Raw genomic sequence first — 12,667 nt, 5'->3', positions numbered from 1 at the left:
TCTTTTCTCGGAGCCCCGCCATGTCCGTCGTCCGCGACAAGGCCGAGCCGCTTGCCATCGTGTTCGAGGATGACGGGCTCGTGCCGAACAACATCCTCCCGTTCCTGGTTTACCAGAGCGCGGTGAAGCTCGATCCGGAGCATCCGGAGGAGACCATCGAAGAGCTGTTCAAAGCGAACGGCTGGGGCGGCACATGGCGCAACGGCGTCTTCGACTATCTGCACTATCATTCGACCGTGCACGAGGTGCTCGGCGTTGCGCGCGGCAGTGCTCGCGTCCGCTTCGGCGGCGATCATGGCCAGGAACTTCAGATCAAGGCCGGCGACGTCGCGATCCTGCCGGCCGGTACCGGCCATCAATGCATCAAGGCGAGCGACGATTTCTGCGTGATCGGCGCCTATCCGCCGGGCGCCAAGATGGAGATCACGCGCGCCACACCGGAGAACCACGCCAAGGCGCTGAAGACGATTCCGAACGTGGCGCTGCCGCCAGCTGATCCCGTGACGGGCAAGGATGGCGCGTTGATGCGGCTGTGGCGGTAGCCAAAGCGCAGGTGCCCGTGGGCAAAGCGACTCGTCCGCCGTAGCTCGAAGAGCGAAGGCGGAAGCGTGCCCACCAAACACATCGACCGTAAGGATGGATGGTGGGCACGGCGCGCAATGGCGCGCCTTTGCCCACCCTTGCAGTTGCGGCCCCTACGCCGCGTTGCTGCCCTCCTGCCGTGTCGCTTCGAACAGGAACCAGGTACGGCGCTCGGTCTCGTCGATGAAGACTTCGAGGATGCTGGCGCTGGCGACATCGCCGGCCTCGTCGCAGACGTCATGTGCCTTGCGCATCGCAGCGGCGACATGCTTGTTGTCCTGCATCAGCTCGCGCATCATCTCGCGCGGCGGGACGTAGTTCTCGTTGTTGTCCTTGATGGTCTGGAGCTTTGCGACCTGGCCGATCGACTTCAGCGTGGTGCCGCCGATCTTGCGGACGCGCTCGGCGAGCTGGTCGGTGGTGGCGAAGATCTGATCCGACTGCTCGTCGAGCAGCAAATGGTAATCGCGGAAATGCCGGCCGCTGATGTGCCAGTGGAAATTCTTGGTCTTCAGATAAAGCGCGAACGCGTCGGCCAGAAGCACGTTGAGCGCCTCCGAGACCTTCTTGACCCCATCGGGCGACAGATCGGTGGGGGTGTCGAGATCGGGCGAGACCTTGTTGTTGGTTTTGCTCACGGGAGACCTTCCTGTTAGGACGCGGACATTGACGGCGCGCCGTCGCACCCCTAACGCAAGGCGGGCAGCGCCGGTTCCCTTTAGCGGAACCATTTGGCCGGGACCCTCGAGTACCATGGACGATTGGATCGATTATTACGACTCCACGCATACGATCTATGTCAGCAAGCTGCATCGCGACTTGCACTTCCAGATCATTGCGCGGGACATCATCGGCTATATCCCCTCGCCTGAGGCCGTAGTGCTGGACTATGCCTGCGGCGAGGCGCTGTCGGCGAACCAGGTGGCATCCGCCTGCGGCAAGCTGATCCTGGCGGAGCCCGCGCCCGGGGTGCGCGGCCGACTGATCGCGCGGTTCGCCCCGAACACCAAGATCCGCGTCCGCTCGCTCGAAGACGTCCGCAAGATGCAGGACCAGTCGGTCGATCTCGTCGTGATGAACTCGGTCGCGCAATACATGACGCCGGAGGAGCTCGATGCCGCCCTCCTCAACATCCGCCGGATTCTGAAACCCTCCGGCAAGCTGGTGCTCGGCGATATCCTCCAGCCCAATGTCGGCATGGTCAGGGACGTGATGGCGCTGCTCGGCTTCGGCCTGCGGCACGGTTTCCTGAAAGACGCGCTGGTCGGGCTGATCAGCACCGCGCTGTCGGATTACCGCCAGCTGCGCACGCGCATCGGGCTCCAGCGCTACAGCGAGGCGGAGATCACCGCCAAGCTGACCGCGGCCGGGTTCGTGGTCCAGCGCGCACACAGCAATATCGGCCACAATCGCTGGCGCATGACCTTCGTCGCGCGGCAGCCTCTTATTCGTTAAGCATAACAATCAGCCGTTGTGGCTTGTCGCACTGCAATCGGTAATGATCGCCCTGGCCCGGTGGCGGAAGCGTCTACGCGAGGGCGGTGCAACGCTCTTCATCCTGGTTCAAATCCAGGCCGGGTCTCCAGCCTTCGCTGCTACCGCAGCTTCCAAGCCAGCCTCGCCTCGCCATAGCTCGCAGAGCGAAGGCGGGTTCGCTAGGCAAGCCCTTTCATAGTGAAGGCTGCCGGGGCGAACCCCGAAGGGCGAAGACGGGCGTGGCGCAGCCTCGTGAGACCCCCATGGGCGAAGCGTTTCCGGCGTAACTGAAGCGAAGCTGAAGCGTAGACGGACTGTATCCGCCGCTCAATCTGCCCCAATCAGATCGCACTCGGACAGAAGCTGAAGCCGGCGGGCATCCCTGGCTGCGGAGCTGATGATGGCATCGAGCAGGCCGGGGAAGCGCGCGTCCAGATCCTCGCGGCGCAGCCGCATGAAGCGGTTTGTTCCGGCCACGCGGGTCTGCATCAGCCCACATTCGCGCAGCTTGGCGAAGTGATAGGCGAGGTTGGACTTGCCGCCGAGGCCGCTGAAATCGCCACAACAGAGCTCGCCGCTGACACGTTTTTGCTGCGCGAGCTGATAGACGATTGCCAATCGGATCGGATCGCTCAGGCAATCCAGGACCATCGGCAGCTCGATCTGCTCGCGGGTCGGGTGAAGGGGCGTGCGGCTCATGGATCAATCATAGCGAAAAGGCCGCGATGTTCAATAGTTCTTGAACCAATTGACTCCTGGATCAGCCGAGCCAATAGTTCAATAAACATTGAACATAAGGATTTCTCCATGAGCGTGTTCTGGCTGGCCTTGGCGGCCTTCGCGATCGGCACGGAAGGCTTTGTTATTGCAGGACTTTTACCCGCGATCGCCACCGACCTCACGATTTCGGTCTCGGCCGCCGGGCAACTGGTCACGGCTTACGCCCTCACCTATGCCGTGGGCTCGCCGATCCTGGCTGTGACGCTCAACAACATCGACCGCCGCACCGTGCTGGCGCTGGCACTGACGACCTTCATCGCCGGTAACCTCGCCGCGGTGGTGGCATCCAACTACGCCCTGCTGCTGGCCTCGCGCATGCTGATGGCGCTGGGCTCGGGGCTGTGCATGCCGACGGCGCTCGCGGTGTCCGTGGCGGTCGCCTCGCCCGAACGGCGCGGACGTGCGGTGGCCCTCGTCACCTCGGGCCTCACGGTCGCGACCGTCATCGGCGTTCCCCTGGGAAATCTCGTCGGCAGCCTGCTCGGCTGGCGCGCAACTTTCGCCATGGTCGCGCTGATCGGCGCGGTGGCGCTGGCGGGCCTGCTGCTCGGGCTACCCAAAGGCCTGCCGCGCAACACGGCCTCGCTCAGCGAGCGGCTGGCGGTAGCGCGTCACAGCAACGTGCTGGTCGCGCTTGTGATCACCATTCTCTGGGCGCTCGGCGGCTTCACCGTGTTCACCTATTTCGCGATTCCGCTGCGCGGCCTCGGCTTCGACGCCTCGCAGATCAGCCTGGCGCTGCTGGTGTTCGGCGGCGCCGCCGCGATCGGCAACATGCTCGGCGGCGTCCTGGCCGACCGGCTCGGCACGCTCGCCACCGCGGCCCTCGGGCTTGCCGGCATGGCGAGCGCGCTGATCCTGCATTCGCTGGTCCTGAAGCTGATGCCGGGACAGGCGCATTATGCGGTGCTGGGCGCGATCTTCCTCTGGGGCCTCTCGGGCTGGGCATTCTATCCGGCCCAGATCGCCAGCATCATCCGGATCGAGCCGCAGGCCTCGATAATCGCGCTCTCGCTCAACGCTTCCGCGATGTATCTCGGCTTCGCGATCGGCGGCGCGCTGGGCGGCGCGGTGCTGGCCACCCTCTCGCCCAACGACCTCGGCTGGATCGGCGGAACGAGCGTTGCGGCCTCGCTTCTGGTGCACCTCGCCCGCGGCTGGCAGGCGCGGCCAAAACCGGTCAAAATTGCCGGTTGATGGGCGTTTTTCGGGGTTTCGCCGCCCCGAAAACTGGTCTAAGACCCACCCGCGCGCGAGGGAAACCCGCGCTCTCGGCTAAAGGGGACGCGCGGCAAGCGCGCCCTTTTTTTGTGCCCAAAATCCAGCCCGCGAGCGGTGATGCCTAAACGAACCGACATCTCGACCATCCTCATCATCGGCGCCGGTCCCATCGTGATCGGCCAGGCCTGCGAGTTCGACTATTCGGGCACACAGGCGGTGAAGACGCTGAAGGAAGAAGGCTATCGCATCGTCCTCGTCAATTCCAACCCGGCCACCATCATGACCGACCCGGAGTTGGCCGATGCGACCTATATCGAGCCGATCACGCCCGAGATCGTCGCCAAGATCATCGAGAAGGAACGCCACGTCATTCCCGGCGGCTTCGCGCTGCTGCCGACCATGGGCGGCCAGACCGCGCTGAACTGTGCGCTGTCGCTGCGCCGGCAGGGCACGCTGGAGAAGTTCGACGTCGAGATGATCGGCGCCACCGCTGACGCGATCGACAAGGCCGAGGACCGCCAGCTCTTCCGCAACGCCATGGAGAAGATCGGGCTGCAGACGCCGAAGTCGCGGCTCGCCAACGCGTCCGAACTGAAGAAGTCGTTCCGCGACAAATACCACGCCGAACGCGAGAAGCTGTCGGGCGCGGCTCTCGAAGAGCTCGACCGGCAATGGACGCTCGGCGAAGGCGACCGCCGCAAGCGCTATCAGGAATATGCGCTGGGCCAGGCGATGATGGCGCTGTCCGAGATCGGCCTGCCCGCGATCATCCGCCCCTCCTTCACGATGGGCGGCACCGGCGGCGGCATCGCCTACAACAAGGAAGAATTCCTCGACATCATCGAACGCGGCCTTGATGCATCGCCCACCAACGAAGTGCTGATCGAAGAATCCGTGCTCGGCTGGAAAGAGTACGAGATGGAGGTGGTGCGCGACAAGAAGGACAATTGCATCATCGTCTGCTCGATCGAGAACCTCGATCCGATGGGCGTGCACACCGGCGATTCCGTCACGGTGGCGCCGGCGCTGACGTTGACCGACAAGGAATACCAGATCATGCGCGACGCCTCGCTGGCGGTGCTGCGCGAGATCGGGGTCGAGACCGGCGGCTCCAACGTGCAGTTCGGCGTCAATCCCGACGACGGCCGCATGGTCGTCATCGAGATGAATCCGCGTGTGTCGCGCTCGTCCGCACTGGCCTCCAAGGCCACCGGCTTTCCGATCGCCAAGGTCGCCGCAAAGCTCGCGGTCGGCTACACACTCGACGAGATCGCCAACGACATCACCGGCGGTGCCACGCCCGCCTCGTTCGAGCCGACCATCGATTACGTCGTCACCAAGGTGCCGCGCTTCGCCTTCGAAAAATTCCCAGGTGCTTCGACCACGCTGACGACCTCGATGAAGTCGGTCGGTGAAGTCATGGCGATCGGCCGCACCTTCCAGGAAAGCCTTCAGAAGGCCTTGCGCGGGCTCGAGACCGGATTGACCGGCCTCGACGAGATCGAGATCGAAGGTCTCGGCCGCGACGACGACAAGAACGCGATCCGCGCCGCGCTCGGCACGCCGACGCCGAACCGGCTGCTTCAGGTCGCCCAGGCCATGCGGCTCGGCTGGTCGGACGAGGACATCTTCAACTCCTGCAAGATCGATCCGTGGTTCCTCGGCGAAATGCGCGGCATCGTCGACATGGAGGAGAAGGTTCGCAAGAACGGCCTTCCTGGCAATGCCTTCGGCATGCGCTCGCTCAAGGCCATGGGCTTCTCTGATGCGCGCCTTGCGGTGCTCGCCGAGACGACGGAGGCCGAGGTCAAGGCGAAGCGCCACTCGCTCGGCGTTCGCCCGGTCTACAAGCGCATCGACACCTGCGCGGCCGAGTTCGCCTCCCCCACCGCCTATATGTATTCGACCTATGAGGCGCCGTTTGCGGGTGCGCCTGCGGACGAGAGCACCCCGTCTGACAAGAAGAAGGTCATCATCCTGGGCGGCGGGCCGAACCGCATCGGCCAGGGCATCGAGTTCGACTATTGCTGCTGTCACGCCTGCTTCGCGCTGCATGACGCCGGCTACGAATCCATCATGGTCAACTGCAACCCGGAGACCGTGTCGACCGACTACGACACTGCCGACCGGCTCTATTTCGAGCCGCTCACCGCCGAGGACGTGCTGGAGATCATTGCCAAGGAGCGCAGCAAGGGCACGCTGCACGGCGTGATCGTGCAGTTCGGCGGTCAGACCCCGCTGAAGCTGGCGCACGCGTTGGAAGCCGCCGAAGTGCCGATCCTCGGCACCTCGCCGGACGCCATCGACCTTGCCGAGGACCGCGACCGCTTCAAGCGCGTGCTCGACAAGCTCAGGCTCAAGCAGCCGAAGAACGGCATCGCCTATTCGGTCGAGCAGGCGAGGCTCGTCTCCGCCGATCTCGGCCTGCCGCTGGTGGTGCGACCGTCCTATGTGCTCGGCGGCCGCGCCATGCAGATCATCCGCGAGGAGAACCAGCTCAACGACTATCTGCTCGGCACGCTGCCGGAGCTGGTGCCGGCCGACGTCAAGGCGCGCTATCCCAACGACAAGACCGGGCAGATCAACACCGTACTCGGCAAGAACCCGCTGCTGTTCGACCGCTACCTGTCGGATGCGACCGAAGTCGACGTCGACTGCCTCTGCGACGGCAAGGACACTTTCATCGTCGGCATCATGGAGCATATCGAGGAAGCCGGCATCCATTCCGGCGATAGCGCCTGCTCGCTGCCGCCGCACTCGCTCGATGCCGGGATGATCGAGGAGCTGAAGCGGCAGACCCGCGAGCTCGCGCTCGGCCTCGACGTGGTCGGCCTGATGAACGTGCAATACGCCATCAAGGACGGCGAGATCTACGTGCTCGAAGTCAATCCGCGCGCCTCGCGCACGGTGCCGTTCGTCGCCAAGGTGATCGGCACGCCGGTGGCAAAGATCGCCGCGCGCATCATGGCCGGCGAGAGGCTCGCCGACTTCAAATTGAAGAAGGCAGAGCTCAAGCATGTCGGCGTCAAGGAATCGGTCTTCCCCTTCGCCCGCTTCCCCGGCGTCGACACGGTGCTCGGCCCCGAGATGCGTTCGACCGGCGAAGTGATGGGCATCGACCGCTCGTTTGCGGTGGCGTTCGCCAAGAGCCAGCTCGGCGGCGGCACGCGGGTGCCGCGCAAGGGCACGGTGTTCGTCTCGGTTCGCGAGAGCGACAAGACGCGGATCGCCGACGCCGTTCGCGAGTTGCATTCGCTCGGCTTCAAGGTGCTGGCGACGTCGGGCACTCAGCGCTTCCTGACCGATCAGGGCATCCCGACCGAGAAGGTGAACAAGGTGCTGGAGGGCCGGCCGCACATCGTCGACGCAATCACCAATGGCGACGTCCAGCTCGTCTTGAACACCACCGAAGGTCCGCAGGCGCTCGCCGACAGCCGCTCGCTGCGGCGCGCGGCCCTCTTGCATAAAGTGCCGTATTACACCACTCTTTCCGGGGCCGTGGCGGCCGCGCAGGGCATCCGCGCCTATCTGGGCGGGGACCTTGAGGTTCGTACCCTGCAGAGCTACTTTTCGGAAACCTGATCGCTAGCGGGGGGCCAAGGCCTTGGGGGCTCAAGCTTTCCGCTAAGTGATTGGCAATGAAGCCACAATGGCCGGAGGAACTGTCCGGCCATGGGGGTGTTCTGTTCCGACGCTAAGCCCATATCTGTCAACGTCCGGCGGCCCGCGTGTCGAGCCCCGGAAAGACCGACGAATCAAGGTTGGGCGCTCATTCATGTTCTGGGGCGCGCGACCGAAGGACGAGAGAAAAGATGGAAAAGGTTCCGATGACTTCGGCCGGATTTGCCGCGCTCGGGGAAGAATTGAAGCATCGCCAGTCCGTGGATCGTCCGCGGATCATCGAGCATATCGCGGAGGCGCGCTCGCACGGAGACCTGTCGGAGAACGCGGAATATCATGCCGCGAAGGAAGAGCAGTCCCACAATGAAGGCCGCATCGCCGAACTCGAGGACAAGCTTGCGCGCGCCGACATCATCGACATCTCGAAACTCTCCGGTGACACCATCAAGTTCGGCGCCACCGTGACGCTGGTCGACGAGGACACCGAGAAGAAGACGGTGTGGCAGATCGTCGGCGAGGTCGAGGCCGACGCCAAGAAGGGCCGCATCTCCATCACCTCGCCGCTCGCCCGCGCACTGATCGGCAAGAAGAAGGGCGCCTCCGTCGAGGTCAACACGCCGGGCGGCGCCAAGGCGTATGAGATCACCAAGGTGGAGTGGCGGTAAGGATTTGCCGTTGCCTGTGACGACGTTTCGAAAAAGGCCGCGCACTGCGCGGCCTTTTTTGTGTGTGCGCGTTGCTCGGTGCACGAGATGAAGTCGCGCTCTCTCCACTCGCAATGACAATGTTGATGCAGCGAGCATCACTCCATCACCGTCATCCTGAGGTGGCCGCTTCTTCAGCGGCCCTCGAAGGGCGACGGCCCAACTGTTGCCGCGCGCCGCTACATATACCGGCTGTGCATCCTTCGAGGCTCCCCATCGGGCGCTTTGGATGACGGCAGGGACGCTTAGAGAGGTTACCGTCGTCCCTTCACGTCCAGCGGCACCGCCGCCTCATATTTCGAATTATGCAGCACCAGCGACGTCCGCACGTTGCGGACATGGGGCGCGGCGGTGAGATGGGTGACGAAATCCTGGAACGTCGCCATGTCGGGGGCGACGCATTTCAGGATGAAATCGACCTCGCCCGACAGCATCCAGCATTCCCGCACCAAGGGCTCGGCGCGGACGAATTCCTCGAAGGCGCGCAAATCCGTCTCGGCCTGGCTGGACAGGTGCACGGCGGCGAACACGGTGACGTCGAAGCCGAGCTTGCGGGCGTCCAGGAGGCCCCTATAGCCGTGGATGTAGCCCTCCTCCTCCAGCGCCCGGACGCGGCGCAGGCAGGGCGGCGGCGAGATGCCGACGCGCTTGGCCAGCTCGACATTCGTGATTCGACCGTCGGCCTGAATCTCGGTGAGGATCTTCAGGTCGATCTCGTCTAGGTTCCGCGACACGTGATTGGAACTCCTGCCCTTTGCGGCGGTATTGGGTGGCTTGTCGCAATCGTCATACCCTAGTCCACGCGCGCAGCGCAATTTTATTGCGCGTGCAACGCAATCGACTTTTGTTCCTTGTTGGAAAAATCCGCCGATAGGGAATGCAATTCTTGCATAGCTCACCAGAAGGCTTAGATTAGCTCTGATATTTCAGCGCCTCCGCGAGGCCTCCCGGCACGTTCCGCGCCCGCGCTGCAAAATCCCCCGTGAAAGGCGTCCATCGAAATGTCCGCTCCTGTTCATGCAAAGGTCATCATCATTGGCTCCGGCCCCGCCGGTTACACGGCGGCGATCTACGCCGCGCGTGCGATGCTCGAGCCGATCCTGATCCAGGGCATCCAGCCGGGCGGCCAGCTCACCATCACCACCGACGTCGAGAACTATCCGGGCTTCGCCGACGTGATCCAGGGCCCCTGGCTGATGGAGCAGATGGAGAAGCAGGCGGTCCATGTCGGCACCACGATCGTCACCGACCTGGTCACCAAGCTCGAGACTGCGCAGCGGCCGTTCCGCCTGACCTGCGACAGCGGCGACGTCTATCTCGCTGACACCGTCATCCTCGCCACCGGCGCCCAGGCGCGCTGGCTCGGGCTGCCGTCCGAAGGGAAATTCCAGGGCGGCGGCGTCTCGGCCTGCGCCACCTGCGACGGCTTCTTCTACCGCAACAAGGAAGTCGTGGTGGTCGGGGGCGGCAACAGCGCGGTCGAGGAAGCCCTGTACCTCACCAACCATGCCTCGCAGGTGACCATCGTGCATCGTCGCGATCACTTCCGCGCCGAGCGCATCCTGCAGGAGCGTTTGTTCAAGCACCCGAAGATCAGGGTGGTCTGGGACTCTGCCGTCGACGAGATCTGCGGCACCGAGAACCCGAACAAGGTCACCCATGTGCGCCTCAAGAACGTCAAGACCGGCGCGCTCAGGGACCTGAAGACCGACGGCATCTTCATCGCCATCGGCCACGCGCCGGCGACCGAACTCGTCAAAGGCCAGGTCAAGCTCAAACCGTCGGGCTATGTCGAGGTCGCCCCGAACTCGACCGCCACCTCGGTGCCCGGCCTGTTTGCCGCCGGCGACGTCGCCGACGAGACCTATCGCCAGGCCGTGACGGCCGCCGGCCTCGGCTGCATGGCAGCGCTCGAAGCCGAACGTTTCTTGGCCCTGCGCGCCAGCGAGCGCGCCGCAGCGGAATAGAATCATGCCCCGAACACGCGACGGATTTACGGATATGGACTGGGACAAGCTGAAGGTGTTTCACGCGGCGGCGGAAGCGGGCAGCTTCACGCATGCGGGCGAGCAGCTCGGCTTGTCGCAGTCGGCGGTGTCACGCCAGGTCTCGGCGCTGGAGCAGGAGCTCTCGGTCTCGTTGTTCCACCGCCACGCCCGCGGCCTGATCCTCACCGAGCAGGGCGACCTGCTGTTCCGCACTGCGCATGACGTATTCATGCAGCTGCAGGCGGCGCGCGCCAAGCTGACCGACAGCCGCGAGCGGCCGAGCGGCGACCTCAAGATCACCACGACGCCCGGCGTCGGCATCAACTGGCTGATCCCGCGGCTCGGCGAGTTCACTGCGCTCTATCCCGAGATCCGGATCTCGCTGATCGTCACCGATGAGGAGCTCGACCTGTCGATGCGCGAGGCCGACGTCGCGATCCGCACCCGCAAGCCGACGCAGCCCGATCTGATCCAGCGCAAGCTGTTTGCGATGGGCTTTCACGCCTATTGCTCGCCGGAATACATCAAGCGCTTCGGCACGCCGCGCACGCTGGAGGAGCTCGACTCCCACCGCATCATCACGCTTGCCGACGGCAACTTCGCGCCGCATCTGCAGAACCGCAACTGGCTGGTCGAAGCCGGTCGCAACGGGTCGGGTCCGCGCGAAGCCTATTTCAAGGTCAACAACATCCTCGGTCTCGTGCGCGCCTGCCAGCAGGGCCTCGGCATCGCGGCCCTGCCGGACTACCTCGTCGAGGAGCAGAGCAAGCTCGTGCAGCTGTTCGGTGAATCGGATTCGATCCAGCTCGACACCTATTTCGTCTATCCCGAGGAGTTGAAGACGGTCGCACGCGTGCAGGTGTTCCGCGACTTCGTGGTGAGCAAGGCGCAGCGCTGGCCGTCCTGATTTCCGCATGACTGACATGCGGCCTCGGCTGTTGCTGCAGGGCGCTCGTCAAGCTCATACTGTTTGCACGCTGAGCCTTCGCGTTGCGCATTTGTCCCCCTCCTCCAGTGGCGCGGGAGTTCAGTAATCCCTCTTGGAAGGTGATTGTGTCGGCCTCACGTGGCCAATACCTAAGCCGGGCCTTCGGGTCCGGCTTTTTTTCGTCAAAATGGCGCTTCGCCTTCCGCGTGTATTGACAGTTCCAGGCATACCTCGCATCATTTGCAAATGATCACGAAGTCGTGCGCACTCATTTCGAAAAAAGGCCCCCATCCGGGGACCTCGGAATGTTGCGCGCGCTAGGCTGACTTCGTCATCGCGAGCTGATCCCGAAAACCCCGCCGCCTGGACGGGGTTTTTTCATGTGCCCTCCGTCTCAGGTTTTTTTCCCGAGAAGGAGATGGAAACATGACCGGACTACGAGACCAATTGCACGGGCTATGGCTGCCGCTGGTGACGCCATTTCGCGATGGCCGTCTCGACGAGACATCATTGCGGCGGCTGACGCGGCACTACGGCACACAAGCCGTCGACGGCTTCATCCTGGGGGCGACCTCGGGTGAAGGCATGACGCTGCGCAACACTGAACTCGAGCGCCTCGTCGCCATCGTCCGCGACGAGATCGCGGCGGGCCGCCGCACCTTGCCGATCTGCCTCGGACTGTCAGGCGCGGACACCTCGCGGCTGAAGGATCGCCTCGATGAAACCGCGGACTGGCCGATCGACGGCTACCTGATCGCGAGCCCTTACTATGTGCGGCCGTCACAGCGCGGGCTGCTGGCGCATTTCGAGGCGCTTGCCGATCACGCCGCCTGGCCGATTGCGCTCTACAACATTCCCTATCGCACCTCGGTGAACATCACCAACCAGACGCTGCTGCGGCTCGCCGAACACAAGAACATCGTCGGCCTCAAGGATTGCGGCGCGAGCCGCGAGCAATCGATCGCGCTGCTGCGTGACCGGCCGAAGGAATTTCGCGTGCTGACCGGCGAGGACGCGAATTACTTCGAGGCGCTCAGCGACGGCGCCGATGGCGGCATCGTGCTCTCCGCCCATATCGAGACCGCGACATTTGCGGCCGTGTATGCGGAGCTCAAGCGCGGCAACCACGACGCCGCGCAGGCGCGCTGGCAGGAGGTCGCCGAGCTGACGCGGCTGCTGTTTGCCGAACCGAGCCCCGCACCGGCGAAGTACTGGCTGTGGCGGAGCGGCCTGATCGACAGCCCTGAGGTGCGCCTGCCGATGGTGGAAGTGAGCAGCGAGCTCGCCGCGACGATCGATCGCGAGATCGAGCGACGGATGAAAGTCGCGGCGTAGGGCTTCATTTACCCTCCCCTGGAGGGGGAGGG

Annotated in this window: 11 protein-coding genes and 1 tRNA gene; 9 read left to right on the top strand and 3 right to left on the bottom strand. The window is 64.1% G+C overall.

Annotated features, from left to right (window positions below; all coding sequences use genetic code 11):
- Positions 1–20: 20 nt before the first annotated feature.
- Positions 21–542: a cupin domain-containing protein gene (locus ACNJX8_RS06135; protein ID WP_439359911.1), complete on the top strand. Its 522-nt coding sequence runs from the start codon at positions 21–23 to the stop codon at positions 540–542.
- Positions 543–695: 153 nt separating this feature from the next.
- Here the strand turns inward: ACNJX8_RS06135 and ACNJX8_RS06130 are convergent, their stop codons facing one another.
- Positions 696–1,220: a Dps family protein gene (locus tag ACNJX8_RS06130; protein WP_128931488.1), complete on the bottom strand. Its 525-nt coding sequence runs from the start codon at positions 1,218–1,220 to the stop codon at positions 696–698.
- 115 nt (positions 1,221–1,335) lie between these two features.
- On the opposite strand from ACNJX8_RS06130, the gene ACNJX8_RS06125 reads away from it, so the two are divergent.
- The gene (locus tag ACNJX8_RS06125) at positions 1,336–2,037 is read left to right on the top strand and encodes a class I SAM-dependent methyltransferase (RefSeq protein WP_439359910.1); all 702 of its coding nucleotides are present in this window, start codon (positions 1,336–1,338) and stop codon (positions 2,035–2,037) included.
- Positions 2,038–2,091: 54 nt separating this feature from the next.
- Positions 2,092–2,167, top strand: a tRNA-OTHER gene (locus ACNJX8_RS06120).
- Positions 2,168–2,385: 218 nt separating this feature from the next.
- Here the strand turns inward: ACNJX8_RS06120 and ACNJX8_RS06115 are convergent.
- Positions 2,386–2,757 (bottom strand): ArsR/SmtB family transcription factor, encoded by a 372-nt coding sequence (locus ACNJX8_RS06115; protein ID WP_439359909.1) that lies wholly within the window; start codon positions 2,755–2,757, stop codon positions 2,386–2,388.
- A 108-nt stretch (positions 2,758–2,865) separates the two neighbouring features.
- On the opposite strand from ACNJX8_RS06115, the gene ACNJX8_RS06110 reads away from it, so the two are divergent.
- The 3 genes from ACNJX8_RS06110 (at position 2,866) to greA (ending at position 8,345) form a co-directional block, all read left to right on the top strand.
- Positions 2,866–4,035, top strand: coding sequence for an MFS transporter (locus ACNJX8_RS06110; protein WP_439359908.1), 1,170 nt, complete (start codon positions 2,866–2,868; stop codon positions 4,033–4,035).
- Between the two features lie 141 nt (positions 4,036–4,176).
- Positions 4,177–7,641: a carbamoyl-phosphate synthase large subunit gene (carB, locus tag ACNJX8_RS06105; RefSeq protein WP_439359907.1), complete on the top strand. Its 3,465-nt coding sequence runs from the start codon at positions 4,177–4,179 to the stop codon at positions 7,639–7,641.
- 230 nt (positions 7,642–7,871) lie between these two features.
- Complete coding sequence (gene greA / locus ACNJX8_RS06100) at positions 7,872–8,345, top strand: transcription elongation factor GreA (protein ID WP_027525218.1); 474 nt, start codon at positions 7,872–7,874, stop codon at positions 8,343–8,345.
- Between the two features lie 293 nt (positions 8,346–8,638).
- On the opposite strand, the gene ACNJX8_RS06095 is transcribed toward greA, so the two are convergent.
- Positions 8,639–9,118, bottom strand: a complete 480-nt coding sequence (locus ACNJX8_RS06095) for an Lrp/AsnC family transcriptional regulator (RefSeq protein ID WP_091886563.1) — start codon at positions 9,116–9,118, stop codon at positions 8,639–8,641.
- Positions 9,119–9,385: 267 nt separating this feature from the next.
- On the opposite strand from ACNJX8_RS06095, the gene trxB reads away from it, so the two are divergent.
- The 3 genes from trxB (at position 9,386) to ACNJX8_RS06080 (ending at position 12,635) form a co-directional block, all read left to right on the top strand.
- Entirely contained in the window at positions 9,386–10,351 is a 966-nt protein-coding gene (trxB, locus tag ACNJX8_RS06090; RefSeq protein WP_439359906.1) for a thioredoxin-disulfide reductase, read from the top strand.
- A gap of 4 nt (positions 10,352–10,355) precedes the next feature.
- Entirely contained in the window at positions 10,356–11,279 is a 924-nt protein-coding gene (locus ACNJX8_RS06085) for a LysR family transcriptional regulator (protein WP_027575284.1), read from the top strand.
- 447 nt (positions 11,280–11,726) lie between these two features.
- Positions 11,727–12,635: a 4-hydroxy-tetrahydrodipicolinate synthase family protein gene (locus tag ACNJX8_RS06080; RefSeq protein WP_439359905.1), complete on the top strand. Its 909-nt coding sequence runs from the start codon at positions 11,727–11,729 to the stop codon at positions 12,633–12,635.
- Positions 12,636–12,667: the final 32 nt, after the last annotated feature.

Source organism: Bradyrhizobium sp. SPXBL-04, assembly GCF_051853035.1.
In the GTDB taxonomy this organism is placed as follows: domain Bacteria; phylum Pseudomonadota; class Alphaproteobacteria; order Rhizobiales; family Xanthobacteraceae; genus Bradyrhizobium; species Bradyrhizobium zhanjiangense.
Note: the sequence above shows the minus strand (reverse complement) of the source record. Positions and strands in the feature narration are given on the sequence as shown.